We start from the raw sequence: 24,965 nt of genomic DNA, 5'->3' as shown, positions 1-24,965 counted from the left end.
TCAGGGAGGCCGGCCCGATCAGCCCTGCGTGGTCCCGCAGTCGGTACAGGTCAGCTCGAACGCGCCGTCCGCGAGCGCGACGTCGTGGGTCCGTTCGGCCTCGCACTCGGGGCAGTAGGCCCGCGACTGGAGCGCGTCCCAGTCGTGGGTCGGGCCGGGCGCGCCGATCGCCCACCCCTCGACGGTCGCCTCGCCGTCGTTGTACCCCTTCTGGAACTCGCCGGGCCGGAACCGGATCAGCTCGCCGGCCGCGACGGTGACCGATTCGCGGTCGATCCCGACGTCGAACGTCGCGGTGCCCGACTCGACGTAGAACACCTCCTCCTGATCGTTGTGACGGTGGAGCCCGCCCGAAAACGACTCGCCGGCGTCGAGCTCGAAGTAGTTCATCGCGACGTGATCGGTGCCGAGCGCGCGCGAGACGGGCTTTCGCATCCGGTGGACGTTCATCGGATTGGGCTCGTTGTCGACCGCGTCGATCGCGACTTTCTCCATACGCGTTCGTTGGTCGACGCTCGGAAAAAACTGTCCGGTCGACGCGCCTGCGCCCGAAGAGTCCGACGAGCGCGACCGAGAGCGGGGCCGACGGCCGCCGCGTCCGCGACGTCCCACTTAAAAACACGGGGCGGTCGCAGGGCCGGCGACTCGCGTCCCCGCTTTAGGTAGTCGCCGACCCACGGTCGAAGCGATGACAACCGACGTTCGAACGTCGCTCTCGAAGGTCGCACAGGTCCCGCCCGTGACGCTCGCCACCCTCGGGGTCTCGCTCCTCGCCCTGCCGGGATACGCGTGGGCGTCGACCGTCCTCGGACTGAACGCCCCGCCGCTCGTCACCGTGGCCGTCCAGTGGACCGTCGCGGTCGGCGTGGTCGCGGTCGCGGTCGGCGTCGAGGGCAGGTCGCTCGCCAGCGTCGGGTTCCGCCGCGCGAGGCGGGGAGACGCGCTCGCGCTCGCGGGTGCGGCCGCCGCGGCGATGCTCGTCTTCGCGGCCACCGACCCGCTCGTCGCGGCGCTCGGACTTCCGGTTCGAGGCGACTCGGGGACGCTCTCTACGGGCGTCGGTCTCTCGGTCGCGCTCGTACGCGCGGTCACGACCGGCGTCGTCGAGGAGGTTCTCTTCCGGGGGTACCCCATCGAACGGCTCGTAGAGTACGCCGAGAGCCCGCTTCTCGCCGGCGTCGTGACGTGGGGCGCCTTCACCGCCGCCCACGCCGTCGCGTGGCCGCTCGGGAATCTCGTCCAGATCTCGGCCGTGGCGGCGGTGTTCACCGTGATCTATCTCCGCCGCCGGTCGCTGGTCCCGGTCGTCGGGGCGCACGTCGCGGTCTGGGCGCTCTCGGTCCTCGGTCGAGTTTACGGCTGAGACTACGCCACCGGCTCCAGCCCGCGCTCCTCGCGCAACACGCGGACGTACTCCCGGAACCCGGCTTCGAGGTCGTACTCGGGCTCGTAGCCCAGATCCTCTCGTGCGGCGGTCATATCGAGCGTCTGGGTCCACGGGAGTTCGCCCTCGTCGCTCACTTCGAGGTCGGCGTCGGGCACGATGCGCTCGACGGTCTCGGCGGCCTCCCGGATCGTCGCCACCTCGCCCCGGACGTTGTAGACGCGCCGACCGAGCGCCGACTCGGGGGCGAACGCCGCCTTCCGGAACGCCTGGGCGATGTCTTCGACGTACTGCCAGTCGATAACCTGATCGCCGTACTCGACCGCGAACGGCTCGCCGACCGCCGGCTTCTCGACGATGTTCGCGAGGAACGCCGAGCCGCCCGTCTCGCGGTACGGGCCGTACGCGACCGTCGGCCGGAGCCCGACGTGGCTGACGTCGTGGTCCTCGAAGTACACCTTCGCCTGGTGTTCGTTGTACTCTTTGGTCGCGCCGTAGAGGGTGTCAGGGTACACCAGCTCGTCCTCGTCGACCCATTCGCCGTCGTAGTTGGCCGGGGGCGCGTACACCGCCGCCGACGACGCCCACGCCACGCGCTCGATCTGGTCGTCGAGCGTCCGGGCGGCCTCGAACACGTTGTTCGTGCCGAGCACGTTCACCCGGGCGGCGTCCCGCGGGTTCTCGCGCGCCAGCGAGGTCAAAAGCGCCGCGAGGTGGACGACGCGGGTCGCGCCGGTCTCTCGGATCGCCCGGATCACGCTCGTCGGGTCGGTCACGTCGCCGCGGACGACCTCGACGGCGTCGGCGACCCCGAGCTTCTCAAGGATCCGCACGTCGGTCGCGAGGTCGTACGCGACCACGTCGTGGCCCGCGTCCGCGAGGTCTCGTGCAACGTACGACCCGATGAACCCGGTCCCGCCGGTGACCAGCACCGTCTCTGGATCGGCCATGTCTCGACCCACCACCGGCAGCCCCAAAAGCGTGTGCGACGGATTACCGCGAGCGCAGGATACTTGGCTCGGCTCCTCCCAGATTCAGGGAGTCGATGGATCGACTCCCGTCGCTGGCCGACGTGCCCCGCGAGACCGCCGTCGTCGTCGGACTCGTCGGCGGCGCCGAGTTCGTCAACCACACCTACCTCGTGCTGTTTCCGCCCATCCTCGGTATCCTGTCGGCGGAGTTCGACGCGTCGCTCGCACTGCTCGGGGTCGCGATGGGAGTGCAGGGGTTCACCAACACCGCGTTCCAGCTCCCGTGGGGGTATCTCTCGGACAACTACGACCGGCGGCTCACGCTCGGGCTGTCGCTCGGACTCGCGACCGCGAGCGTGTTCGTGGTCGCGGCCGCGCCCACCTTCGAGATACTGCTCGTGGGCCAAGCCCTGCTCGGGATCGGCATCGCGGGCCACCACCCGGTCCACTTCCCGTTACTGGCGGCGGCCTCCCCCGAGCGCCACCGCGGCCGGGCGTTCTCGATCCGGGCGTTCCTCGGGAACCTCGGGTTCGCCGCGCCGCCGGTCGCGCTCACGGCGGTCATCGCACTCCCGGGGCTGACGTGGCGCCACGCGGTCGGGCTTGTCGGGGCGTTCGGCGCCGTCTACGCCGTCTCGATGCTGTTCGTCCTCTACCGGTACGTCGATCCGGCGGTGACCGCGCCGGACGTCGACGACACCGAGGACGCACACGAGTCCGCCGACGGCGAGCGCACGCTGGGAGCGATCCGGGCCGCGGCCCGCCGGGAGGTCCGGGCGATCCTCGGCTCGCCCGCCATCCTCGCGCTGGCGGTGCTCGCGCTCGTGGTCTCGACCGCCAGCTGGGGCATCACCTCCTACGCCGCCGTCCTGTTGCAGGACGGCTACGGGGTCGGCCTCGACGTGGCGAACCTCACGCTCTCGGCGATGTTCGCGGTCGGCGCCGTGATGGTGCTGGTCGGCGGCGACCTCTCGGACCGGTTCTCGCCCGGGCCGGTCATCGTCGCCAGCTACGGCGCGGTCGTCGTCTTCGTGGCGCTGGTCGCGACCATGACACTGCCGCCGCTGGCCGCGGTGGCCTGCATGCTCGTGGTCGGCGGGGTCCGGAGCCTCGGCGGCCCGGCCCGGTCGAAGCTCGCCGACGCGGTGTCGGCCCGGTCGGACCTCGGGCGCAACTTCGCGCTCATCACCGTCGGCATCATGACCGGAAGCTCGATCGCGCCGCCGGTGTTCGGCGCGCTCATCGAGAACCGGGGGCTCGGCGCGACCTTCTGGGCCATCGCGGCGGTCGCGGCGCTCGGGGTCGGGGTGACGCTGTTCGTGCTCCGGCGCCACGGCGACGGGACCGACCCCGCGGCGGCCGGCGCGGTCGAGGCCGAGTGAGAGCGCGCCGGCCGACTCACTCCGATTCGGCGAACAGGAGGTAGGTCAACACGATTGCGAGCCCGACCTCCGAGACGATGGCGAGAAACTCCAGCGGTCCGGCGAACAGGTGCTCGACGACGAACGGAACGACCGCCACGTCGTGGGTCGAGCCCTGTCCGAGGAAAAAGAGCGGCCGGTGGCCGCTCAGATGCCAGCCGAAGTAGCCGAGCACGTACACCACCATCAGGCCGATGCCCCCGAGGTACAGCGGCCGGCGGGGCCACCCCTGGGCGGCGAGGACCATTCCGGCGACGATCGCGATCCCGGACACCGCAAACAGCGGCCACCGGAGATCGCGCGGGAGCAGAAAGCCCGCCCGCGCCCACCGGAACCAGTTGTACAGCCCGAGCGAGACGTGGATCACCGCCGTCACGAGCGCGAGGTGTCCCGCGACGAGGTGGATCGGCGAGGGGAACTCCGAGTCCATTACTCCGATCCGAGACAGGGCGTGGTGAAGGGACTGACGGTTTCGGGCGTCACTCGTGGAGGCCGCCGACCTCCTCGTAGAACGACGACCGGAGCCGGTCGGCCATCTCGACCTCGCGGTCGATCCGAACGTCGACGACCGTCGGCACGTCGTTCGCCTTCGCGTCGCGGAGCGCCGTCGCCAGTTCCTCGGGCGTGGTCGCCCGGATCCCGTCCGCACCGAACCCCGCCGCGACCGTCACGAAGTCGGTGTCGTGGAACTCCACGCCCGCGATGTCGCCCTCGGCGGCCTGCATCTGGCGGACCATCCCGAGGCTGGTGTCGTTGAGCACGACGAACGTTGGCGCGACCCCCTGTTCGACCGCGACCTCGACGTTCGTCATCGTCATCGCGAACCCGCCGTCGCCCGCGACGCCGATCACGTCCCGGTCGGTCGTGATCGCGGCCGAGACGGCCGCGGGCGTCGCCCACCCCATCCCGCCGACTCCGCCCGACCCGAAGTACGTCCGGACGCCGGGCGTCTGGAGGTAGTTCAACAGCCAGAACCGGTTGTTGCCCGAGTCGGCGGTCACGATGGTCTCCTCGTCGACCACCGCCTCGATCTCCTTGACGGCGCGCTGGGGCTTGATCGGCGAGGCGTCGCTCTCGCAGGCCGGCGCCGAGAACGACTCGCGGGCCGTCGCGGCCCGTTCGCGCGCCCAGCCGTCGCCGCCCACCGCTACGCCTTCGCGCCCGCACGCGTTCGCGAGCGCGCGAAGACTTTCGGAGGCGTCGCCGATGAGTCCGACGTCCGCGGGGTAGACCCACCCGGCGTTGCGGGTGTCGACGTCGGCGTGGACGATGGTCTGCTCGTCGGGCCGGACGAACGACGGCGCCTGCCAGTTCGTATCCATCGGGTTCAACCGACAGCCGACCACGAGCAGGGCGTCGGCGTCGCTCACCACTCGGTTCGCCCCCTCGTGGCCGAACGAGCCGATGACCCCAGCCGCGAGGTCGTGTGTCTCCGGGATCGTCGACTTGCCGAGATAGGAAGTGACGACCGGGGCGCCGTAGGCCGCCGCCGCGGCCCGGAGTTCGTCGTACGCCTGTGCGGCGTGAACGCCGTTGCCCGACACGATCACCGGCCGGTCGGCGTCGGCGAGCGCGCGCGCCGCGGTCGTTACGTCGCCGTCGGTCGGCGCGGCGTCCCAGTTGCGGACCTGCTCGTCGGCGTCCCAGACGGGCGGGACCGGATCCTCGGGTACCTCCTCGGTGATCGCGGTGCCGTCGAGGATCACCGCGGTCGGCCCGGGTCGGCCCGCGGTGGCGTGCTTGAACGCCAACTGGACGCTCCGGAGCGTCTCGGTCGGCGACCGGGGGAACCAGTGTTCTTTGGTCACGCCGTCGAGGATCTTCGGGAGGTTCAGCCCGCCGTAGTCGCCGCGGGCCTGCTGGTAGGGCGCCAGCGTCGAGTAGTCTCCGCGCTCGGAGGCCTCGGTCAGCACGACCATCGGCGACGACGACAGCCGGGCCTCCATCTGGCCGATGGCGCCGAGACTCCCGATCCACGGCCCCTGGCCCGCGAGTACGCCCGGCCGCTGGGTGAGCCGGCCGTACATCTCCGCCATCACGCTGGCCTCGCGCTCGTCGCGCGGCCGGACCACGTCCACGTCGGTCTCGGGGAGCGCGTCGAACAGTTCGATGACCCGGCCGCCGGGGTAGCCAAAGACGTACTCGACGCCGAGCGATTCGAGGTGGGCGACCAGCGCCTCGCTGGTCTCGGTCACCGGCGACGCCTCCCGGCTCGCGGGCCCGTTCGCGATGGCGTGGGCATCGGTATCACTGCTGAAACCGACAGGTCCCGGCAACTTTTGCTTGTCGGTCGTTCCAGAACGAGTGAGTCGGCGAGTGCGGGCCTACGCCGCGTCGTCGAACGGCCAGTCGCCGGTGTTTCGCATCCCCTCCTCGTAGCCCTGTTCGATCGTCGCCTCCCGAATCTCCGAGACGGGCTTGTGGTCGACCTCGCGGTCTGCCTCCGCGAGCTTGCAGACGCCGCCCGCGAGCCCGACCGCGAGGTCTCGGAGGTCCCGCAGATCGAGCTTATCGAGGGTGTCGCCGTGGGTGTGGCCCCACCCGCGCCCGCTTCCCTCGGAGGTCGAGCGGGCCTGCGAGCCCGCGATTCCCTCCTGCACGAACGGCCAGTGATCGCTGTGGGGTCGGATGTCGTCGTGGACCTCGATCGGCACCGCGAGCTCGTCGCTGACCTCCCGGAAGGCCTCGCCGATGGGGTCGAAGCCGTGGGTGTACACCGCGAGGTTCCGGGAGTAGCCCGCGCCGTCGACGTTGACGATGCACTTCACCCGGTCGGCGTCGTGGGTCTCGACCCAGTGGTAGGCGCCGAACAGTCCGACTTCCTCGGCGCCGAAGACCAGGAGCCTGACCTTGGTTTCGAGGTCGTCTTCGATCCGGGAGAGGAGCCGGCCGACCTCCGAGACGAGGACCGTGCCGACGCCGTTGTCGTTCGCGCCCTCGCCCACGTCGTGGGCGTCGACGTGCGCGGTGAAAAGCACCTCCTCGTCGGTGTCCGGGCCGATCACCGCTTCGACGTTCCGCGACTGGGCGGGCTCGTTTCGACACTCGACGGAGAGGCTGGCCTCGATCGGGCCGTCCTCGCAGTACCGGACGAGCCGGTCGCCGACCTCCTTCGAGACGCCGACCGCCGGGATCGGGCCGGGACCGTCGTCCTCGCCGATCGAACCGGTCGGCGGGAGACACCCCTCGATGTGGTTCCTGAAGAGGAAGCCGGCGGCGCCGGCCTCGGCGGCCGCGTAGTACTTCTCGGCCCGGTGGATCCACCGGTCGTGGTCGTCCGGCGTCAGACTCGACGCCATCGCGATCTTCCCTTCGAGGTCCGCCTCCGCGAAGTCCGCGGGGAGGCCGTGGCCCACGTCGACGATCTCGGCTTCGATCTCGCCGCTGGGCGTACCGGGGAGTTCGACCAACTGGTAGCGCTCGTCGAAGGTGTGGGTCCGGTCGGGTTCGGCGGTGAGCGAACACTCCCCGCGCCACCATCCCGGAATGTCGAACTCGGTTATCTCGGCCTCGCGGAGGCCGTGGCTCTCGAAGGCGTCCCGGACGAGTTCGGCTCCCTCCGCCTCGCCTCGCTGTCCGGCCATCCTGTTGTCGATGTCGACGAGATCACAGAGCAGGTCCCACGAGTGGGTGCTTGTGTACGCGTCGCCGACGAGATCTGTGGGTACTGTTGGCATCGTGTGAGTTCAATCGCCGATTTGCGGACCATCTACATGGGGGTTTGGTTTCCGGAAGCCCGACCCGGGTAGCGACCGGGGCGGCCGAGCCCCCGCATAAGAATCCCCGCCGCCTGTCGGCGAACCGAACTGTGTCCGGATTGTCACCCGGTCGGAACGCACTCGATTAAACCGGTCCCCGCTATCGGAATTTACGACCGATATGTCATAGAGACTGCAAGTTCCGTTTCCATTAAACAGCCTCAATCTGGGATTAACAGTAGTTTTATATACTCGCTTGTTTAACGATGCCATGTTCCATGGCGAAGCCAGGCAATGATGTGAAACGGCGCGACTTCCTGAAGGCAACGACCGGGGCCGGCGTGGTCGGTATGACCGCGCTCGCGGGCTGTTCCGGCGGCGGTCAGGAAGAGACCACGACCGAAGAGACCACCGAAGACTCCGGCGGGATGGACACCGAGACCACCGAGGAATCCGGTGGCGGCGAAGGCGAGACCCTCCCCACGTACACGTACGTCAACAACGCTCAGGCGTACAATCCCCCGAGACACGACGCGATCAACCTCATCGCGAGCCAGTTCGGCGACGAGCTCGGGCTGGACATGGAGGTCGACGTGCTCGAGTGGGGGACGCTGTACAGCCGCGTCTCCGAGGAGTACGATTACAGCTTCGCGACGTGGCACACCTTCTTCGTCTCGGAGCCGGTGACCGAGCTGAACAACCTGTTCAACTCCAGCAACACCGATCCGGGTCAGGGCAACTACTCGGGCTACGAGAACTCCGAGCTCGACGACATGATGGCGAGCTACCTCGCCGAGCCCGACGCCGACACCCGGATCGACCAGGCACACGAGATCCAGAAGACGCTGATGGACGACGTGCCGACGATGCCCATCACCCACATGCCCCAGGCGGCGATTTACAACAACAACCAGGTGGGCAACTGGCAGGCCGACCTCGCCAACGGCTTCAACTCCTACTGGACGATGATCAACCTGGAGATGAAGAACGGCGAGGACACCCTCAAGGGCTACTGGCCCGAGACGCTCTCGACGATGAACGTGCTTGGTCACAACGACGAGAGCAAGCACGTCTACCAGTTCAACATGATGTACGACTACCTGGTCCAACTCAACAACAACGCCGAGCCTGACCCCGAGGTCAGCCTGGCGACGGACTGGGAGCGCGTCGACGAGACCACGATGGAGTACACCATCCGGACGGACCACTCGTGGCACGACGGCGAGGACCTCACCGCCGAGGACGTCGCGTTCACGTACAACTACATCAACGACAACGAGGTGCCGCTGTACTCCACGCAGTCCCAGTACATCGACAACGCCGAGGTCGTCGACGAGGAGACGGTCCGGATCAACATGTCCGAGCCGCTCGGTCCGTTCAACCTCGCGGTCGCGAATCTCGTCCCGATCATCCCCAAGCACAAGTGGGAGGGCCGGGAGAACCCGAGTCAGGCGAACATTCAGGAGCCGGTCGGCAGCGGTCCCATGAAGTTCGACTACTGGGAGCAAGGCAGCGAGTTCGGGCTCGCGAAGTTCGACGACCACTTCGCGCCCGTCAGCTTCGAGAAGCGCTTCTGGCGGGTCATCCCCGAGGCGTCGACGGTGTGGGAGAACCTCATCAACGGCGACCTCAACTACGAGCCGTTCGGCCGGATCGACCGCAGTCTCAACGAGAACCAGGACAACGAGAACATCGGGACCACGTTCCAGGTCGCCCCGACGTTCTGGATGTTCACGTCGAACGTGCGCCAAGAGGGTCTCGACGACAAGCAGATGCGGAAGGCGCTGGTCGAGGCTATCCCGCGGACGCCCATCGTCGAGCAGATCCTGTTTGGCTTCCCGGACGTCGGCTTCAACATCGTCTCCGAGGCGTTCGGTCCGCTCCACACCGAGGACGTGACCCGCTACGAGGAGAGCACCGACGCCGCGCGGAGTCGACTCGAAGAGGCCGGCTACACCTGGAACGACGACGGCCTCATCCAGGCGCCCAGCGAATAACCGAGGAGCACCGCGCTCCCGATAGAGTTTTTAAGCAGAAACACAGAGAATAACGTGACTTAGTAACATGGGAAAAGCTAGCTTTGTTATACGGCGCTCGCTCCAGCTCGTCGTGACGTTCTGGGCGGTCGGGACGGTGCTGTTTAGCCTGTTCCGGCTGATGCCCGGGGACCCGACGTCGTACGTTGTCTCGTCACAGATGACTCAGGAAGCTCGCCAGAAAATCATCGCGAGCTACGGGCTCGACGAGCCGATGCACATCCAGTACATCAAGTTCATGGAGAACTTGGTCCAACTGGAGTTCGGCCAGTCGTTCCACTCGAACCAGCCGGTCAAGCAGGTCATCGCGACGTATCTTCCGAACACGCTCGTGCTCATGCTCACGGCGTTCATCGTCGCCTACGCCATCGGTATCACCCTCGGCGTGTTGTCGGGCTGGTACCGCGGCTCCCGGTTCGAACGCAGTACCGTCATCACCGCGCTGACCGCCCGGAGCGTCCCGACGTTCTACGTCGGACTGATCGTGCTCTGGATCTTCGGGGCGGGCCTGGGCGTCATCCCGATGAGCGGGATGACCAGCCTCGGGACGCAAAACGCCGGCTTCTGGCAGATGGTGTTCTCGCTGGACTTCCTCCATCACCTCGCGGCACCGGCCGCAGTGCTCGGATTCTACTACATGGGCTACCCGCTGTTGATCATGCGGTCGAGCATGCTCGAAGTCCTCTCGGAGGACTTCATCGACGTGTGCCGGGCCAAGGGGCTCAAAGAACGCACCATCATGTTCAAGCACGCCGCGCGCAACGCCCTGCTTCCGATCGTGACCGCCGCGGCCATCGCGCTGGGCTACGCGGTCGGCGGGAGCGTCCTGATCGAGACGGTGTTCGCGTGGCCCGGGATCGGCCGCGAGATGGTCCGGGCGGTCCTGCGCCGGGACTTCCCGGTCGCCCAGGGGACGTTCATGGTGCTGGCGGCGACCATCATCATCCTGAACTTCCTCGCGGACCTGGCCTACGGCTACCTCGATCCGCGGGTGACCTACGACTAGAACAATGGCACAAGAAGAACAAACCGGTCGGTCGATATTCACCGACCTCGACGACGGCACGTCCGACGAGGAGATCAACAAGTGGCAACGCACGTTTCGGCTCTGGCGCGAGACGCTTCGCGACCACTGGGGGAAACTGACCGACGAGCTGTCGGTCAAGCTCTCGCTGATTACCGTCGCGGCGTTCGTGCTCATCGGCATCTTCGCGCCGTTCATCGCGACTCACGAACCGCTCACCCGCCAGTACCAGGGCGAGGCCGAGATCCTCATCGACAAGTGGGCCGAGCCGTCGATCCTCGGGGCCGATAGCGGCTACATCCTCGGGACGACCGCCGAAGGGTTCGACATCTTCAGCCAGCTCGTCTACGGGACGCGCGCGGCGCTGATGGTCGGACTCATCGCGGCGGTGTTCACCGCGGGCATCGGGACGCTCGTCGGGCTGGTCGCGGGCTACTACGGCGGGAAGGTCGACGACGCGCTGATGCGGCTGGTCGACTTCCTGTACGGGATGCCCCTGCTCCCGACGGTCATCGTGCTCGTCGCGGTGCTGGGCCCGAACCTCTGGAACATCATCTTCGCGCTGATCATCCTCCAGTGGCGCTCGACCGCCCGCGTCATCCGGTCCCAATCGCTGTCGCTTCGCGAACGGCCGTTCGTGAAGGCCGCAGAAGTCGCGGGCGCGGGCGACTGGCACATCATCAGCAGGCATCTGGCGCCCAACGTCCTGCCGCTGACGTTCCTCTACGGTTCGTTCGGCATCGCGTGGGCGATCCTGGCGGAGGCGGGCGTCTCGTTCATCGGACTTGGCGACCCCAACACGGTCTCGTGGGGCACGATGCTCCAGGCCTCGCGGGCGTACTCGGCGCTGCAGTTTGGCGCCTGGTGGTGGTTCGTGCCGCCGGGCATCTGCATCGGACTGCTGGTGATTAGCGGCTTCCTCATCGGCCGCGGCTACGAAGAGATAACCAACCCCAAGCTACAATGAGTCAACTCGAAGTCGAAGACCTCGAAGTCTACTACGAAACCGAAGACGGTCCGGCACAGGCAGTCGACGGCGTCTCGTTCGAACTCGAACAGGGCGAGAACCTCGGCATCGTCGGCGAGTCCGGGTGCGGGAAGACCACCCTCGCCAAGGCGATCATCGGCATCCTGCCCGACGCCGGCTACGTCAACGGCGGCAGCATCAACTTCAAGGGCGACGACCTCACGGAGCTGTCCGGTCCGGAGCGTCGCCGCCTCAAGTGGGAGGAGATCTCGATGATCGCCCAGTCGGCGATGAACTCGCTCGACCCGGTGTACACCATCCGCGAGCAGATCGTGGAGGCCATCGAGACCCACCGGCCCGGCACCGGCCGGGTCGAGTCCAACGAGATCGTGACCGAGATGTTCGAACTCGTGGGACTGGACCCCGACCGGGCCGACGACTACCCCCACCAGTTCTCGGGCGGGATGCGCCAGCGCGCCATGATCGCGATGGCGCTCGCGCTCGAACCGTCGCTGATGCTGGCCGACGAGCCGACGACCGCCCTCGACGTGATCATGCAGGACCAGATCCTCAAGCGTATCGGCTCGATCCAAGAGGAGATCAACTCCTCGATGCTGGTCATCACCCACGACGTGAGCGTCGTCGCCGAGACGTGCGACCGCGTCATCGTGATGTACGCCGGGAAGATCGCCGAGGAGGGTCCGGTCGAGGAGATCTTCAATCAGCCGTACCACCCCTACACCATCGGGCTCAAGCGGGCGTTCCCCAACATCCGGATGCAGGATCAGGACCTGCTGTCGATCTCGGGCTACCCGCCCGAACTGATCGACCCGCCCCAGGGCTGTCGGTTCGCCGAACGGTGTCCGATGGCGACCGACAAGTGCCGCGAGGAAGAGCCCGAGGCCCACCACAACAACGGTCTCCGCTCGTACTGCCACTACGCCGACGAGATCGACAGCGAGCTCCGGCCGTACGCCGACGATCCCAAGACGTGGAACCAGACCGCCGCGGCACAGGAGGCCGGAGGTGACTGAGATGAGCGACGACGTGCTCCTCGAGGTCGACAACCTCAAGAAACACTTCAAGGTCAACGAGGGCTGGATCGCGAGCCTGCTCCAGTCGGTCTCGGGCGGCGAGCCCGACTACGTCCACGCGGTCGACGGCGTCAGCTTCGAGCTCCGAGAGGGCGAGACCCTCGGACTGGCCGGCGAGTCGGGCTGTGGCAAGACCACGACCGGCATGTCGCTGGTGAAGCTCCACGAGCCGACTGCCGGCGACATCGAGTACGACGACAAGCGGCTCTCGGAGGCCAGCGACGCGGAGCTCAAGGAGTTCCGACAGAACGCCCAGATGATCTTCCAGGACCCGTTCGAGAGCCTGAATCCTCGGATGACGGTGTACGACATCGTCGCCGAGCCGCTCCGGATCCACGACATCCGCAACGAGACCGCCCGGGTCCAGCGCGCCCTCGAGTTCGCGGAGCTCGAACCCGCCGAGCAGTACTTCGACCAGTACCCCCACGAGCTGTCGGGCGGCCAGCGCCAGCGGGTCGCGATCGCTCGGGCGCTCGTGCTCGATCCCGACTTCATCGTCGCCGACGAGCCGGTGTCGATGCTCGACGTGAGCCTCCGGGCGGGCGTGCTGTCGCTGCTCGACCGGATGACCGAGGAGTTCGGCCTCTCGGTCGTCTACATCAGCCACGACCTCTCGTTGCTCCGGCACATGTGCGACCGGCTCGCGATCATGTACATGGGCAAGATCGTCGAGAAGGGGCCGACCGATCAGATCATCGAGAACCCCCAACACCCCTACACGCAGGCGCTCATCAATGCGGTGCCGGTCCCGGACCCGGACGTGGGCCGCGAGCGCGTCGAGCTTCAGGGCGAGGTCGGCGACGTGATCGACATTCCGACCGGCTGTCGGTTCAAAGACCGGTGTCCCAAGCACATGGGCGAGGTCTGTGACAAGGTCGTCCCGCCGCTCGAACAGAAGGCCGACGTCGACGCCGATCAGGACATCGCCTGTCATCTCTTCGAGAGCGCGGAAGGCTACGACCCCTACGAGGAGTTAGAGGGCCGCTCGGCGGCGACAGACGCGAGCGACGACACCGAGTCGGCGCCCGCCGACGACTAGTTCTTCTCCCCGACCGTCGCTTCCAGCCGGACCCCCGGCGCCGTCACCGAGAACGGAAGCTGGGACTTGTGTTTCTCACAGACTCCGGTGACCGTCTCCCGGGCCGCGCCGAGCGCCGAGATCGTTTCGAGCGCCTCGGGGACGTAGTCGAGCGCCGCGCTCTCGATCCGCCCGGCGCGGTCGCCGTCTTCGAGCCGGTAGGCCTCCGCGAGCGGGAACTCCGCGGAGCCACAGTCGGGCCGTTCGTCGACTTTCCGCTCGACGTCTCTGGCGTACGAGACGCTCGCGGGGAACACCCCCGACCGCTGGACGCGCTCGTACTCGTCGCGCAGGTACGGGGCGCCGAACCGCTCTACGTACACGTCCGCGTCGGCTCGCAACTGCGCCGGGTCGGCGTCGCCGGCCCCGACTTCGAGGTGGCGGGCGTGGATGCGAGGGGGCTGTTGGCGACCCAGACTCGGGACCGCGTTGCCGGTCGGGTACGTCTCCTGTTCGGCCGCGCTGGTCGTGTTGTGGAGTCGGCGCTCGACTCGGCCGTCCCGCACGAGTCGGGTCGGCGTGGTGGGCCGGACCTCGGCGTCGTAGGCCCGCGAGCCCCACCCGCCGGCGTGGACGGTGTCCTCGATGTCGAGGCCTTCCGGCCCGATTTCGTCGCCGACCGCGTAGGGACTCATCCCCATGTAGTCGGTGTCGGCTTCGAGGTAGTGAGAGACGAAGTGGAACAGCTGGCCGGCGGCCTGCGGGCTCAGCGCGAGCGTCGTCTGGCCGGTCGGCGGATCGGCCGGCTCGGCGACTGCCAGCGCCCGGGCGTCGTCGGCGGCCGCCGCGAACACCTCGGGGAGTTCGTCGAGGAACGCCGTGCCGTCGGTCGAGCCGGCGTGGCGGCGTACCTTCGGTCCGTCTTCGAGCGTGAGGCTGGCGGTCACCTGCGCTCGGTCGAGGGTCGTCCGGATCGTGCTCCCGGTGGTGGTGCCGACCGACTCCTCGAGGTGGGCGTCGGCGTAGTTGACCCACGTCCGGCTGAGATCGAGGTCGTCGGTGGCCGCCAGCCCGTCCTGAACGACGCCGACCTTGGTGTCGAGGTCGACGCCGCCGATTCCCTCGGTCGCCCAGCCGCCGTGAACGCCCCGATGGGTCGTGTAGGCGTCGAAGCGGCCGGGGTCCTCTTGGGCGAGCACCTCGCCGCTCCGGATCGCGCGGTCGGCCTCGTCCTGTAGGCTCTCCTCGTCGAGGCTCGTCGTGTACCGGTAGTCGGCCGCGCCGTCGGCGAACACCCGGACCCACGCGCCGGTCTCGGTGAACGCGACGGTTTCCCGGGGGCCGTCGCCGGTCACGACGGCGTCGGTCTTCTCCTTGTAGACGCCCCCGACCTCGGCGTACGCCACTCGCTCGTCGCTTTCGAGGTAGTCCAACAGCCAGTCCATCGCGTCCAACGCGGCTTCCCGTTCGTCGGTCATGGACGCGTGGTACGGAACCACCACACATGAAACCCCCGCTACGGGGCGACGATATCGGTCGGGCTCACCGGTCGACGCTCGCGGCGCCGCGGTCGAGCGCGGCCCCGACCCGGTCGACGTCGCACACCGCCGACACCGGACGCGGCTCGTCGGGGTCGGCCGGCCGGTCGGCGAGCGACAGTTGCCACAACCCCACGTCGCGCCACTCTCCGCGCTTGTACCCGACCGCTTCGAAGGTCCCGACTCGCTCGAACCCCTTCGACTCGTGGAGTCCGACGCTCGCGGGGTTCGGGAGCGCGATCACCGCCACCGCGAGGTGGAACCGCTGGGCGGCCAGCGTCTCTAACAGCGCCTCGTAGAGTCCAGTCCCGACGCCCCGACCGCGCCAGCCCTCCTGGACGTACGCAGAGACGTCGACCGCCCACCGGTAGGCCGCCCTGTCTTTGTGCGGGCCGGCCTTGGCGAACCCGACCACGGCGTTCGGCTCGGCGTCGCCTTCCTCGGCTTCGCAGACCAGCCACGGGTACCGATCGCCCGCGATCTGCGCTCGGAGGTCGGCGACGCTCGGGGGCGTCTCGGCGAACGAAATCGCGGTCTCGCGGACGACGGGGGCGTAGATCGCCCGGACCGCCGCCGCGTCGTCGGGGGTCGCGAACCGGAGTCTCACGGGTCGACCTCCCGGCGCATGCAGACCGCGGCGTCGGGACAGAGATCGGCGAACTCGGAGGTCTCTCTCAGCGACTCGGGCGCCGACTCGCGTTCGACGCGCTCGAAACCCAGCGACGAGAAAAACCCCGACGCCGTGGTCGTGAGCAAGTAGACGCTCTCGACGCCCTCGTCGGCGGCCTCGGCGAGCAGTCGGTCCCAGAGCGCGCGGCCGTACCCCTCGCCGCGGGCCGACTCCGCGATCGCCACCGAGCGCACCAGCGCGTGGTCGCCCCGACGCTGGAGGCCGCCGACGCCGACGCGCTCGCCGTCGACCTCACAGCAGTAGAGCCACTCGAGGTCTTCGGGGAGGTCTTCGACTGGCAGGTCGTTGGCCGCCAGCAGCGACTCGGCGTACCCGCGCTCGGCGGGGTCGGCCGGCCGGATGCAGATGTCGGTCGCCATGCAGAACGAATCGATCTGATACGATGTAAAAGTTTGGCGTGTAACAGCGTTTCTAGGACCGAAATCAGAATATAGGAACTAGAACGTGGTCGTGGCAAACCTTTATCCGAATACGAATCGTGCTAGCTCGATATGAGTGGAACCGGCGACTCGGCGCCGACCGGCGAAGCCCGCGAGACGCTCGAACGGCTGTACGACGACCCCGACGAAGAGATCCGAGCGCTGTTGGCGAACGGTCCCGACGAGGCCGCCGTCGAGGCCCAGTACCCCGTGTTCCGGGCGCTCGCCAACGAGGACCGACTCCGGATCCTCGATGCGCTCCGGGACGGCGAGCGGTGTGGCTGCGAGCTGATGGTGCTGGTCGAGGCGCCCCAGTCGACGGTCGCGACTCACCTCCGGAAGCTCCGGGACGCCGGGCTGGTCACGAGTCGCAAGAAGGGCAAGTGGAACTACTACCGCATCGCCGACGCCGCGGTGATGGACGTGCTCGATCTGGCGGTCGCGCTCCGGGGTGAGGGATGACCGGGGCGCTCGCGGGCGACCTCGCGGCCGCGTGGGACTTTTTCGTCCACCTCGGGGTGATGCTCGTCCCGCTGTTCGTCGGCGGCGCGTTTCTGGTCGGCCTGCTACAGGAGTACCTGCCCCCCGAGCGAGTCGAGGCCATCCTCGGGCGCCACGACGGCGGGGCGGGGAACGTCGCGGCGGCCGGCATCGGCGCGGTCACGCCGTTCTGTTCGTGTTCGACGGTGCCGGTACTCGCCGGCCTGCTGAGCGCGGGCGCGCCGCTCGGGCTGGCGTTCTCCTTTCTGCTCGCCTCGCCGCTCGTCAACGAACTCGCGGTCCTGCTGTTGGTCGGGCTGTTCGGACTCCGGATCGCGGCCGTCTACGTCGCGGTCACGCTGGTCGCGGCGATCGTCTTCGGGCTCGCAATCGGTCGTCTCGGGCTCGAGGACCACCTCAAGGACGTCGATCTGCTCGCGGCCGACTCCCCGCGGGCCGCGACCGACGGTGGGGTCTCGACGGGCGAGGCGGCCGCCGACTGCGAGACCTGTGGCTGTGGCGCCGACCGGCCCGCCCCGGCGTCTCACCGCGAGCGGGTCCGGCGGGCCGCGACCGGCGCCCGGGAGTTCTTCGTCGACCTGCTCCCGTACCTCCTGCTCGGGATGACGCTCGGAGCCATCGTCCACGGGTTCGTGCCGGCCGAACTCCTCCGGAGCGTCATCGGCCCCGACAACCCCGTGGCGGTCCCCATCGCGGCGGTCGCGGGGGCGCCGATCTACGTGAGCATGAGCGCGATGCTCCCGATCGCGGCGTCGTTCGCCGCGCAGGGCATCCCCATCGGCACCGTGCTGGCGTTCGTGGTCGGGAGCGCGGGCGTCAGCGTCCCGAACCTCGTGTTGCTCAACAAGCTGTTCGACCGGACCCTGCTGGCCGCCTACGCCGCGACGGTCGTCGCCACCGGGATCGGGGTCGGGCTGTTGTTCAACGCAGTCGGGCTCTGAGACCGTCGATCGCGATCCTCCGGCCGGACGGGACGGCGGGCCCCGGCAGTCCGGGCCCCCAAGGTCAACCTTCATGGCCCCGTGCGACAGATGTGGTACTATGACACAGGCCGCATACGAACCCGTCGAATCGCCCGACGCCACGACGGTGTTTCCGTACCACGACCTCACGCCGCCGACGACGAGAGACGTCTACGAGGCCCGCCCGACCGTGCGAGACCACCTGCCGAAGACGCCGCTGGTCCGCAGCGAGTACCTCTCGGCGGAGCTCGACGCCGACGTGTACCTCAAGCGCGAGGACACCCTCCCGACCGGCGCGTTCAAGGTCCGGGGCGGGGTGACGCTCGGCGCCCGCCTCGACGAGGAGTTTCGCGAGCGCGGGCTCATCGCGGCCAGCACGGGCAACCACGGCCAGTCGGTCGCCTACGCCGGCCGGACCTTCGACGTGCCGGTCACCATCGCGGTCCCCGACGACCCCAACCCGGGCAAGGTCCGGTCGATGGAGCGGCTCGGCGCGACCGTCCTTGAGCGGGGCGCGAGCTACGACGTCGCCCGCGAGTGGGCCGAACAGCGAGCCGCCGAGGAGGGCTACCGCTACGTTCACTCGGCGAACGAGCCCGACCTGATCGCGGGCGTCGGCACCGCCGGCCTCGAAGTGCTCGACGAACTCCCCGACGTCGACGCGGTGTACTGCCCGGTCGGCGGCGGGAGCGGCGCGGCTGGCTACTGTCTCACGCTCGGCGCGATCGCCGACGCTCGAATCGTGGGCGTGCAGGCCGCGGGCGCCGACGCGGTCTACCGTGGGTTCCACGAGGGCCACCTCGAACCCGGCGACGGCACCGACACGACCGCCGAGGGGATCGCCTCCCACGTCCCGTTCGCGCTCACGATGGACGTGATGTGCGACCGACTCGACGACCTCGAAACCGTCACCGACGAGGAGATCTGGGACGCCGTGAGGGCGACGTTCCGCGAGGACAACCTCACCGTCGAGGGCGCGACGGGCGCGGGCATCGCCGCCGCGCTCCGGGCCGGCGAGGATCTCGCGGGCCAGACGGTCGTGATCCCGGTCACGGGCCGGAACGTCGCGGCGGACAAACTGGTCGCGGCGCTGGAGGGGGATCGATGAGCGACGCCGCCGACCCCGACTCCGCGGCCGGCCGGACGCCCGTCCGCGAGCGCCTCTCGGCGCTCCGACGGGAGTTTCACCGCTACCCCGAGCCCGCGTGGCGGGAGTTTCACACCACCTGCAAGCTCGTCGAGGAGATCGAGGGGATCGGCGTCGACGACCTGTTCGTCGGCCGCGACGCGATGGCGCCCGACGAGCGCATCGCGGTCCCCGACGACGACGAACTCGTCGAGTGGCGCGAGGCGGCCCGCGACCGGGGCGCGGACCCCGACCGCCTCGACCGGCTGGACGACTGTACCGGCGCGGTCGCGGTGCTCGATCGGGGCGAGGGCCCGACGGTCGCGCTCCGGGTCGACATCGACGGGCTGATCCGGGCCGAATCGACCGCCGACGACCACGTCCCGGCCGCCGAGGGGTTCCGATCGGAGAACGAGGGCGTGATGCACGCCTGCGGTCACGACGCCCACATGACGGTCGGGCTCGCGGTGCTCGAAGCGATCAAAGACAGCGACTTTTCGGGGACGTTCAAGGTGTTCTTCCAGCCCGCCGAGGAGAAGGCCGGCGGCGCGCGCCCGATGGCCAAAGGCCCCCATATCGCGGACGTCGACTACCTGTTCGCGCTCCACGTCGGGCTCAACCACCCCACCGGCGAGGTGGTGGCCGGGATGGTCGAGCCGCTCGCGGTCACCAGTTTCGACCTCGAATTCCGGGGCGAGTCGGCCCACGCCGGTCTCGCGCCAAACGAGGGCCGCAACGCGATGCAGGCGCTCGGCACCGCCATCGAGAACGCCTACGCGATCCCGCGCCACGAGGACGGCGCGACCCGGGTGAACATCGGGAAGGTCGCGGGCGGGACCGCCTCGAACATCGTCGCCGAGCGCGTCGACGCCGAGGCCGAGGTCCGCGGGGAGACCACCGAACTGATGGAGTACACCCGCGAGCGCTTCGAGCGGGCGGTTCGGGGCGCCGCCGAGATGCACGACTGCGAGGTCGAGATCACCGTCGAGGGACAGGCGCCCCGGGCCGACAGCGACCCCGAACTCGCGGGGCTGGTCCACGAGGCCGCGTCGGGCCACGCCGACGTCACCGACCCGATCGAGTCGGCCCCCTTCGGCGCGAGCGAGGACGCCACCTTCCTGATGGACGCGGTCCAGCAGAACGGCGGGGCGGCCGCCTACGCCATCGTGGGCACCGACCACCCGACCGGTCACCACACCGCGACGTTCGACGTCGACGAGGCCACCATCCCGATCGCTGTCGACGTGCTGACCGACGCGGTGCTGGCGGCGTTCGAACGCGATCCCCTCGGACGCGCCGGCCCCGACGGCTCGGCGTAACGTCTCCGGCCGCTTCGGTCGCCGTCGCGCGGTGACCCGGCTCTACCGCTGGTTCTTTCGGCGCTGCTCTTCGGCCTCGGCCTCGTACTTGCGGGCGGTCCGCTCGTCCTGAAGCTTTCGCTTGTACTCCCAGTAGCCGGCCACGATGACGAGCACCCCGAGGGCCGCGCCTCTGAGCGGCGTCCCGGCCAGCGAGAAGTAGGCGAACGCGCCGACGGCGAACAGAATCGAGAGCCCGAGCGTCATCTTCGCCCATCCCTGCCGGGGCACCCGACGGTCGTCCATACCCCGGGCTTCCGGGGCCTCGCGTATCAAAGTTCGCCTTTCTCCGGACTTATGTCGCCGCCCGTCTAACTGACGTGCATGACCGACGAGACGGTCGTCGTGGGGGAGTTCTCCCACGAGACCAACACGTTCGCGGCCCGGCCGACCGACCGGGCGGCGTTCGCCGACCGCCGAGAGTACGTCGGCGCGGCGCTACTCGACGCGCTTCGGGGGACCAACACGACGGTCGGCGGCGTCGTGGACGCCGCCGAGGATCGCGATCTCGACCTCGTGGCGAGCGTCGCGGCGGCCGCCACGCCGGGCGGGATCGTCACCGCCGACGCCTACGACTTCTACGTCGAGGAGATCCTCTCGACGGTCCGGTCGAACGCCGCGGACCTCGACGGCGTCGTGCTCTCGCTCCACGGCGCGATGGTCCCCGAGGACGGCACCGACGGCGAGGGGCCGCTCCTCTCGGCGGTCCGGGAGGCGGTCGGCCCCGACGTGCCGGTGGTCGCCACCCTCGACCTCCACGCCAACGTCACCGACGAGATGGTGGCCGCCGCCGACGCGCTGGTCGCGTTCGAGACCTACCCCCACGTCGACACCGCCGAGACCGGCCGGCGCGCGACCGAACTGCTCGTCGACCTGCTTCGGGACGACCGCGAGCTCTCGATGCGGATCGAGCGCCCCCCGATGTTGCCGTACGGCCCGCTCCAGAACACCCGGTCGGGGCCGATGGCGGAGGTGATGGCGACCGCCCGCCGATTCGAGGGCCGGGACGGCGTCGCGAAGGTCAACGTCTTCCCCGGCTTCCACAAGGCCGACGTGCCCGCGATGGGGTGTTCGGTCGTGTCGGTCGCCGACGACGCCTCGGCCGCCGAGTGGGCCGCCCGCGACCTCGCGGCCGAGCTCTGGGAGATGCGCGAGGCGTTCGTCGGCGAGTTCCCCGACCCCCACGACGCGGTCGGACGGGCGCTCCGGAGCGAGGCGGTCGCCGACCCCGAGGCCGGCCCGGTCGTGCTCGCGGACAGCGGCGACAACCCCGGCGGCGGCGGGACCGGCGACGAGACCGCGATCCTGCGCGAACTCGTCGACCGCGGCGCGACCAACGCCGGCATGGCGCTGCTGGCCGACCCCGAGGCGGTCGCGGCCTGCCTCGACGCGGGCGTCGGCGAGCGAGTCACCGTCTCGCTCGGGGGCCGGGCCGACGGCTCGTTCACCCCGCCGATCGGCGACGTCGACGGCTACGTCGCGGCGATCACCGACGGCGAGTTCCGCAACACCGGCCCGATGGCGACCGGCACCGAGAACCACCTCGGGCGGACCGTGCTGTTCCGGTGTGGCCGCGAGGACGGCGTCTCGGTCGTCCTGACCGAAAAGCGGATCCAGCCCCTCGACGCCGAAATCTGGCGCCACGTCGGGGTCGCGCCTGAGCGCCTCGACGTGATCGCGGTCAAGTCGAACAACCACTACCGGGCGAGCTACGAGCCGTTCGCGAGCGAGATCATCACGGTCAACAGCCCGGGCGTGGCGGCGTTCGACCCCCACCAGTACGACTACCGGCGCATCGACCGGCCGGTGTTCCCCCTCGACGAGATGGCCGCCGACGACTACCCCGACTGGTACTGAGTCCGTCGGCGGGTCGACCTCGCCGGTCGTCGGTCTACCGGTCGCCCGCGAAAAACCGCTCGCGAACCGACTCGGCGACCCCGGTCAGGTGGGCCTGTCCGAAGACCGCGACCAGCAGGGCGCCGAGCGAGTTGAACATCGCGTCCCGAACCGTATCGTCGAGCCCGTGCTGGGCCAGCGGCATGGTGCGCCCGGTCGCGTCGGCGAGGGCGTCGAGGCCGAACTCGAACAGCTCCCAGGCGACGCCGAACGAAAGCACCACCACGAAGATGTAGACCGAGAAGAACCGCCGCGGGATGTGGATGTCGTCGCTGTGGAGGTCGATGGCTCTGGCGGTCGTGTACCCGACCGCCGCGAGGAGCGAGGCCGACATCGCGTGGGTGAGGTGGTCCCACCAGCCGATCCGGGCGTAGAAGCCGGCCGACCCGAGCGTGTGCAACAGCACCGCGGTCGTGATCCAGAGGCCGAGCCACGGGTCCAGCGGGAGATCGTAGTTGCGCTCGAACGCCGCGGGCAGGAACGTGACCACCAGGGCGAGGAGGCCGTTGACGATCGGCTTGGGCTGGCCGGTCAGGCCGCCGTAGCCGACGAGTCCGACCAGCACGACCTGCATCCCGCGAGTGAGTCGCCGCTGGTTCCGGAGCGACGGTCGCGGTAACGGGGTCACCGTCTCACCGTCCGTTTGATCGCCCGCCAGAGCCGGCGGTCGCGCCGTCTGAAGTAGCCGTCGAACAGCACGCCCGCGGCGACGCCGGCCAGCGTGACGTACAGCCACTCGGTCATCAGCGCCTCGTTGTCGGCGAGGTACGCCGTCCTGAGAAACCGGTCTGCGTTCCACCGGAACACCGTCCAGGCCGCGACTGCCGCCATCGTGGTCATAACCACGAGCACGACGGCGAACCAGTGGGTGACCTCCAGCGCGGTGAACATGTGGAGTTCGACGATGACGAGCAACGCGAGCGCCGCGAGCGCGAGGTAGGTGGCGAAGGTACCGACGCTCCCGCCGACGAGCCCGCGGACCAGAATCGGCAGCGTCGCGACCACGAGCAGTTCCCACGGGAGCATCACCCGCCAGTCGCGGTACGCGACCGGCGGCAAGAGGACGACGGCCCCGACGAAGCCGACGAACAGTATCCACTGGTAGTCGACTTCGAGCACGCTGTCGGCGAACACGACCGCGAGGACGCAGACTACAACCCACGCGAGCGCGGCGTTGATCGTCCCGTCCCGAAAGAGCCCCTGGAGCGCGTCCTCGAGGTCGGCTCGCGGGCTGTCCTCGGCTTCCCGCCCCCGATCGCTCATTGCTTTCGAGTAGAGACGGAATCGAGCCATAAGTCCGGCGATGTGCCCACCGCGGCGGCGCCGGACTCGGTCGACGCGCTCGGTCCGGGGATCACATTTTTTGCCCGACCCACCATACATGTGAGCGTGCGACACGATTCGCCGTCCGAACGACTCTCCCGGCTCCGAGCGAGTCCGCGATGGAGCCGTCCACGGGCACCGAGACGGCGGGTGATCCCGAGATGACCGACGACTCGATACCACGATGAGCGACGACACCGACGACGAGGCACTCTACCCGAACCGCGGCCGAGCGACGCGACCGACCGGGGTGTCCCGGCGACGGCTCCTCTCGGGGTCGGCGGCCGCCGGCGCGGCGGTGACGGCGGGCTGTATGGGCTCTACGACCGACGATTCGGGCGGCGACGGCGACGCCGAGGGGACGATCTTCGTGTTCAACACAGACGAGAAGACGGTCAGCGTCATCGACGCCGCGACCCACGAGGTGGTCGCGACGCCCCACCTCGGCGCGACCGCGTCGTTCCCCTCGAACCAGTACGCGCCGGGGCTGACCGACGAGCCGACCAACCCGCTGTGGCTCAACGTCGACCGGGGCGTGCGGGCGATCGAGGTCGGCTCGCTCTCGTCGGTCGCCGCGGTCGAGACCGGCTCGGGCGCCAACTGGCAGGAGCTGACTCCCGACGGCGCCCACCTCGTGGTGAGCGCCCGGGAGCCGGCCCACACCCAGTACCGCATCGACGCCGACCGCGAGTCGGGGTCGTTCGGCGAGGTCACCGCCGAGATCGACCGGGCCGACGAGGGCGGAATCGGCGACCGGGACGGCCCCGGTCCCTGCGACGTGACGATCCACCCCGACGGCGCGTACGCCTACGTCCCCGACATCTTCGGCGACACCCTCTCGGTGATCGACGTCGAGGCGTTCGAACTCGCCGAACAGGTCGCGGTGTCGCCGACCGACGGCGCCGACGCCGCCCGGCCGTGGATGGGGACCGCGGCCCCCGACGGCGAGACTCTGCTCGTCGAGCACGACGAAGGTGCGACCGGGACCGAGAGCGTCTGGGACGTGAGCGACCCGGCCGCCCCCGTCGAGCGCGCTCGGCTGACCGCCGACGACGGGCTCGGTCGCCGGCCGCTCACCAGCGAGATCGGTCCCGACTCGGCGTTCGGCTACGTGTTCACCCCCGGCTCGAACGACGTCACGGTGCTCGACCTCGACGCCCGGGCGGTGGCCGACCGGCTCGACGTCGGCGGGTCGGCGTTCGTCGGGACGTGGGGTCCGAGCCGCGAGCGCCTCTACGTCCCCGTCCAGACGGCCGACGAGGTGGCGGTGATCGACCACGCCGACCGCGAGGTCGTCGAGACGATCCCGGTCGGCTCCAGGCCCTACGGCGCGACCGCCGCGACGGCCCGGCCCGACGGCGACGCCGCGGCGAACGTCCGGGGTACGATGGCGTCGCTCGGGATCGACCTCGACGACGGCGGGACGACCTACTGCATCGGTAACTGCGCGTGTGGCCACCGGCTGTGATCGCCGGCCGTTCTCCCGCTCGCCCTCGCCCGCGCGAACGAGCCCGCTCTCCCGGTGCCCGGAGGGTTAT

At 69.2% G+C, this 24,965-nt stretch carries 24 protein-coding genes; 13 read left to right on the top strand and 11 right to left on the bottom strand.

Annotation, left to right across the window (positions count from 1 at the left end):
• Window positions 1–18 precede the first annotated feature (18 nt).
• Window positions 19–495 (bottom strand): cupin domain-containing protein, encoded by a 477-nt coding sequence (locus EPL04_RS12150; protein ID WP_134671618.1) that lies wholly within the window; start codon window positions 493–495, stop codon window positions 19–21.
• A gap of 193 nt (window positions 496–688) precedes the next feature.
• Here EPL04_RS12150 and EPL04_RS12145 point away from each other — a divergent pair, with 193 nt between their 5' ends.
• Window positions 689–1,363: a CPBP family intramembrane glutamic endopeptidase gene (locus EPL04_RS12145; RefSeq protein WP_134671617.1), complete on the top strand. Its 675-nt coding sequence runs from the start codon at window positions 689–691 to the stop codon at window positions 1,361–1,363.
• A 2-nt stretch (window positions 1,364–1,365) separates the two neighbouring features.
• Here EPL04_RS12145 and EPL04_RS12140 read toward each other — a convergent pair whose 3' ends face one another.
• A complete protein-coding gene (locus EPL04_RS12140) occupies window positions 1,366–2,334 on the bottom strand; it encodes an NAD-dependent epimerase/dehydratase family protein (protein WP_134671616.1) in 969 nt (322 codons plus the stop codon).
• Window positions 2,335–2,429: 95 nt separating this feature from the next.
• Between EPL04_RS12140 and EPL04_RS12135 the strand changes: the two genes are divergently transcribed.
• A complete protein-coding gene (locus tag EPL04_RS12135) occupies window positions 2,430–3,737 on the top strand; it encodes an MFS transporter (protein WP_134671615.1) in 1,308 nt (435 codons plus the stop codon).
• Between the two features lie 16 nt (window positions 3,738–3,753).
• Here EPL04_RS12135 and EPL04_RS12130 read toward each other — a convergent pair whose 3' ends face one another.
• The 3 genes from EPL04_RS12130 to EPL04_RS12120 form a co-directional block, all read right to left on the bottom strand.
• Window positions 3,754–4,206, bottom strand: coding sequence for a hypothetical protein (locus EPL04_RS12130; RefSeq protein WP_134671614.1), 453 nt, complete (start codon window positions 4,204–4,206; stop codon window positions 3,754–3,756).
• Between the two features lie 49 nt (window positions 4,207–4,255).
• Complete coding sequence (locus EPL04_RS12125; RefSeq protein WP_134671613.1) at window positions 4,256–5,971, bottom strand: thiamine pyrophosphate-binding protein; 1,716 nt, start codon at window positions 5,969–5,971, stop codon at window positions 4,256–4,258.
• A gap of 129 nt (window positions 5,972–6,100) precedes the next feature.
• Window positions 6,101–7,453 carry a M28 family metallopeptidase gene (locus tag EPL04_RS12120; protein WP_134671612.1) on the bottom strand — a complete coding sequence of 451 codons (1,353 nt, stop codon included), beginning with the start codon at window positions 7,451–7,453 and terminating at the stop codon, window positions 6,101–6,103.
• Between the two features lie 299 nt (window positions 7,454–7,752).
• Between EPL04_RS12120 and EPL04_RS12115 the strand changes: the two genes are divergently transcribed.
• The 5 genes from EPL04_RS12115 to EPL04_RS12095 all read left to right on the top strand — a co-directional run bounded on the left by EPL04_RS12115 (window position 7,753) and on the right by EPL04_RS12095 (window position 13,634).
• Window positions 7,753–9,471: an ABC transporter substrate-binding protein gene (locus tag EPL04_RS12115; protein WP_209019616.1), complete on the top strand. Its 1,719-nt coding sequence runs from the start codon at window positions 7,753–7,755 to the stop codon at window positions 9,469–9,471.
• Window positions 9,472–9,538: 67 nt separating this feature from the next.
• Entirely contained in the window at window positions 9,539–10,516 is a 978-nt protein-coding gene (locus EPL04_RS12110; protein WP_134671611.1) for an ABC transporter permease, read from the top strand.
• 4 nt (window positions 10,517–10,520) lie between these two features.
• Complete coding sequence (locus tag EPL04_RS12105) at window positions 10,521–11,501, top strand: ABC transporter permease (protein ID WP_134671610.1); 981 nt, start codon at window positions 10,521–10,523, stop codon at window positions 11,499–11,501.
• Window positions 11,498–12,535 (top strand): ABC transporter ATP-binding protein, encoded by a 1,038-nt coding sequence (locus EPL04_RS12100; RefSeq protein WP_134671609.1) that lies wholly within the window; start codon window positions 11,498–11,500, stop codon window positions 12,533–12,535. Before EPL04_RS12105 ends, EPL04_RS12100 begins: the two co-directional genes overlap by 4 nt.
• Window position 12,536: 1 nt before the next feature.
• Window positions 12,537–13,634 (top strand): ABC transporter ATP-binding protein, encoded by a 1,098-nt coding sequence (locus EPL04_RS12095; protein ID WP_134671608.1) that lies wholly within the window; start codon window positions 12,537–12,539, stop codon window positions 13,632–13,634.
• Here the strand turns inward: EPL04_RS12095 and EPL04_RS12090 are convergent.
• The 3 genes from EPL04_RS12090 to arsN2 form a co-directional block, all read right to left on the bottom strand.
• Window positions 13,631–15,091, bottom strand: coding sequence for a metallopeptidase TldD-related protein (locus EPL04_RS12090; protein WP_134671607.1), 1,461 nt, complete (start codon window positions 15,089–15,091; stop codon window positions 13,631–13,633). The genes EPL04_RS12095 and EPL04_RS12090 overlap by 4 nt on opposite strands.
• 64 nt (window positions 15,092–15,155) lie before the next feature.
• On the bottom strand, window positions 15,156–15,758 hold the full coding sequence (locus tag EPL04_RS12085; protein WP_134671606.1) for a GNAT family N-acetyltransferase: 603 nt from the start codon (window positions 15,756–15,758) through the stop codon (window positions 15,156–15,158).
• Window positions 15,755–16,201 carry an arsenic resistance N-acetyltransferase ArsN2 gene (gene arsN2 / locus EPL04_RS12080; protein WP_134671605.1) on the bottom strand — a complete coding sequence of 149 codons (447 nt, stop codon included), beginning with the start codon at window positions 16,199–16,201 and terminating at the stop codon, window positions 15,755–15,757. Before arsN2 ends, EPL04_RS12085 begins: the two co-directional genes overlap by 4 nt.
• Window positions 16,202–16,333: 132 nt before the next feature.
• Between arsN2 and EPL04_RS12075 the strand changes: the two genes are divergently transcribed.
• The 4 genes from EPL04_RS12075 (at window position 16,334) to EPL04_RS12060 (ending at window position 20,169) form a co-directional block, all read left to right on the top strand.
• Window positions 16,334–16,723: an ArsR/SmtB family transcription factor gene (locus tag EPL04_RS12075; RefSeq protein ID WP_134671604.1), complete on the top strand. Its 390-nt coding sequence runs from the start codon at window positions 16,334–16,336 to the stop codon at window positions 16,721–16,723.
• The gene (locus EPL04_RS12070; protein WP_134671603.1) at window positions 16,720–17,703 is read left to right on the top strand and encodes a permease; all 984 of its coding nucleotides are present in this window, start codon (window positions 16,720–16,722) and stop codon (window positions 17,701–17,703) included. The genes EPL04_RS12075 and EPL04_RS12070 overlap by 4 nt, the downstream gene beginning before the upstream one ends.
• A 100-nt stretch (window positions 17,704–17,803) precedes the next feature.
• Window positions 17,804–18,832 carry a threonine ammonia-lyase gene (locus EPL04_RS12065; RefSeq protein ID WP_134671602.1) on the top strand — a complete coding sequence of 343 codons (1,029 nt, stop codon included), beginning with the start codon at window positions 17,804–17,806 and terminating at the stop codon, window positions 18,830–18,832.
• A complete protein-coding gene (locus EPL04_RS12060) occupies window positions 18,829–20,169 on the top strand; it encodes an amidohydrolase (protein ID WP_134671601.1) in 1,341 nt (446 codons plus the stop codon). Before EPL04_RS12065 ends, EPL04_RS12060 begins: the two co-directional genes overlap by 4 nt.
• 42 nt (window positions 20,170–20,211) lie before the next feature.
• On the opposite strand, the gene EPL04_RS12055 is transcribed toward EPL04_RS12060, so the two are convergent.
• Window positions 20,212–20,454, bottom strand: coding sequence for a hypothetical protein (locus EPL04_RS12055; RefSeq protein WP_134671600.1), 243 nt, complete (start codon window positions 20,452–20,454; stop codon window positions 20,212–20,214).
• Window positions 20,455–20,532: 78 nt separating this feature from the next.
• Between EPL04_RS12055 and EPL04_RS12050 the strand changes: the two genes are divergently transcribed.
• Entirely contained in the window at window positions 20,533–22,065 is a 1,533-nt protein-coding gene (locus tag EPL04_RS12050) for a M81 family metallopeptidase (RefSeq protein ID WP_134671599.1), read from the top strand.
• Between the two features lie 34 nt (window positions 22,066–22,099).
• On the opposite strand, the gene EPL04_RS12045 is transcribed toward EPL04_RS12050, so the two are convergent.
• On the bottom strand, window positions 22,100–22,678 hold the full coding sequence (locus EPL04_RS12045; RefSeq protein WP_134671630.1) for a hypothetical protein: 579 nt from the start codon (window positions 22,676–22,678) through the stop codon (window positions 22,100–22,102).
• A gap of 50 nt (window positions 22,679–22,728) precedes the next feature.
• Window positions 22,729–23,367 (bottom strand): hypothetical protein, encoded by a 639-nt coding sequence (locus EPL04_RS12040; protein ID WP_134671598.1) that lies wholly within the window; start codon window positions 23,365–23,367, stop codon window positions 22,729–22,731.
• A 244-nt stretch (window positions 23,368–23,611) separates the two neighbouring features.
• Here EPL04_RS12040 and EPL04_RS12035 point away from each other — a divergent pair, with 244 nt between their 5' ends.
• The gene (locus EPL04_RS12035) at window positions 23,612–24,895 is read left to right on the top strand and encodes a hypothetical protein (protein WP_134671597.1); all 1,284 of its coding nucleotides are present in this window, start codon (window positions 23,612–23,614) and stop codon (window positions 24,893–24,895) included.
• The last annotated feature ends 70 nt before the right edge of the window (window positions 24,896–24,965 follow it).

It is taken from the genome of Halorussus marinus (genome assembly GCF_004521895.1).
GTDB classification, from domain to species: Archaea; Halobacteriota; Halobacteria; order Halobacteriales; family Haladaptataceae; genus Halorussus; species Halorussus marinus.
This window is presented reverse-complemented; position numbering and strand designations above follow the sequence as displayed.

Excerpts from the sequence above, each read along its gene's own strand:
- EPL04_RS12150 (WP_134671618.1), bottom strand. The coding sequence starts at position 495 with ATGGAGAAAGTCGCGATCGACGCGGTCGACAACGAGCCCAATCCGATG.
- EPL04_RS12090 (WP_134671607.1), bottom strand. The coding sequence starts at position 15,091 with ATGACCGACGAACGGGAAGCCGCGTTGGACGCGATGGACTGGCTGTTG.
- arsN2 (WP_134671605.1), bottom strand. The coding sequence starts at position 16,201 with ATGGCGACCGACATCTGCATCCGGCCGGCCGACCCCGCCGAGCGCGGG.
- EPL04_RS12105 (WP_134671610.1), top strand. The coding sequence starts at position 10,521 with ATGGCACAAGAAGAACAAACCGGTCGGTCGATATTCACCGACCTCGAC.
- EPL04_RS12065 (WP_134671602.1), top strand. The coding sequence starts at position 17,804 with ATGACACAGGCCGCATACGAACCCGTCGAATCGCCCGACGCCACGACG.
- EPL04_RS12135 (WP_134671615.1), top strand. The coding sequence starts at position 2,430 with ATGGATCGACTCCCGTCGCTGGCCGACGTGCCCCGCGAGACCGCCGTC.
- EPL04_RS12070 (WP_134671603.1), top strand. The coding sequence starts at position 16,720 with ATGACCGGGGCGCTCGCGGGCGACCTCGCGGCCGCGTGGGACTTTTTC.
- EPL04_RS12075 (WP_134671604.1), top strand. The coding sequence starts at position 16,334 with ATGAGTGGAACCGGCGACTCGGCGCCGACCGGCGAAGCCCGCGAGACG.
- EPL04_RS12055 (WP_134671600.1), bottom strand. The coding sequence starts at position 20,454 with ATGGACGACCGTCGGGTGCCCCGGCAGGGATGGGCGAAGATGACGCTC.
- EPL04_RS12100 (WP_134671609.1), top strand. The coding sequence starts at position 11,498 with ATGAGTCAACTCGAAGTCGAAGACCTCGAAGTCTACTACGAAACCGAA.
- EPL04_RS12145 (WP_134671617.1), top strand. The coding sequence starts at position 689 with ATGACAACCGACGTTCGAACGTCGCTCTCGAAGGTCGCACAGGTCCCG.
- EPL04_RS12140 (WP_134671616.1), bottom strand. The coding sequence starts at position 2,334 with ATGGCCGATCCAGAGACGGTGCTGGTCACCGGCGGGACCGGGTTCATC.
- EPL04_RS12035 (WP_134671597.1), top strand. The coding sequence starts at position 23,612 with ATGAGCGACGACACCGACGACGAGGCACTCTACCCGAACCGCGGCCGA.
- EPL04_RS12050 (WP_134671599.1), top strand. The coding sequence starts at position 20,533 with ATGACCGACGAGACGGTCGTCGTGGGGGAGTTCTCCCACGAGACCAAC.
- EPL04_RS12110 (WP_134671611.1), top strand. The coding sequence starts at position 9,539 with ATGGGAAAAGCTAGCTTTGTTATACGGCGCTCGCTCCAGCTCGTCGTG.
- EPL04_RS12045 (WP_134671630.1), bottom strand. The coding sequence starts at position 22,678 with ATGCAGGTCGTGCTGGTCGGACTCGTCGGCTACGGCGGCCTGACCGGC.
- EPL04_RS12130 (WP_134671614.1), bottom strand. The coding sequence starts at position 4,206 with ATGGACTCGGAGTTCCCCTCGCCGATCCACCTCGTCGCGGGACACCTC.
- EPL04_RS12120 (WP_134671612.1), bottom strand. The coding sequence starts at position 7,453 with ATGCCAACAGTACCCACAGATCTCGTCGGCGACGCGTACACAAGCACC.
- EPL04_RS12040 (WP_134671598.1), bottom strand. The coding sequence starts at position 23,367 with ATGAGCGATCGGGGGCGGGAAGCCGAGGACAGCCCGCGAGCCGACCTC.
- EPL04_RS12095 (WP_134671608.1), top strand. The coding sequence starts at position 12,537 with ATGAGCGACGACGTGCTCCTCGAGGTCGACAACCTCAAGAAACACTTC.
- EPL04_RS12060 (WP_134671601.1), top strand. The coding sequence starts at position 18,829 with ATGAGCGACGCCGCCGACCCCGACTCCGCGGCCGGCCGGACGCCCGTC.
- EPL04_RS12115 (WP_209019616.1), top strand. The coding sequence starts at position 7,753 with ATGGCGAAGCCAGGCAATGATGTGAAACGGCGCGACTTCCTGAAGGCA.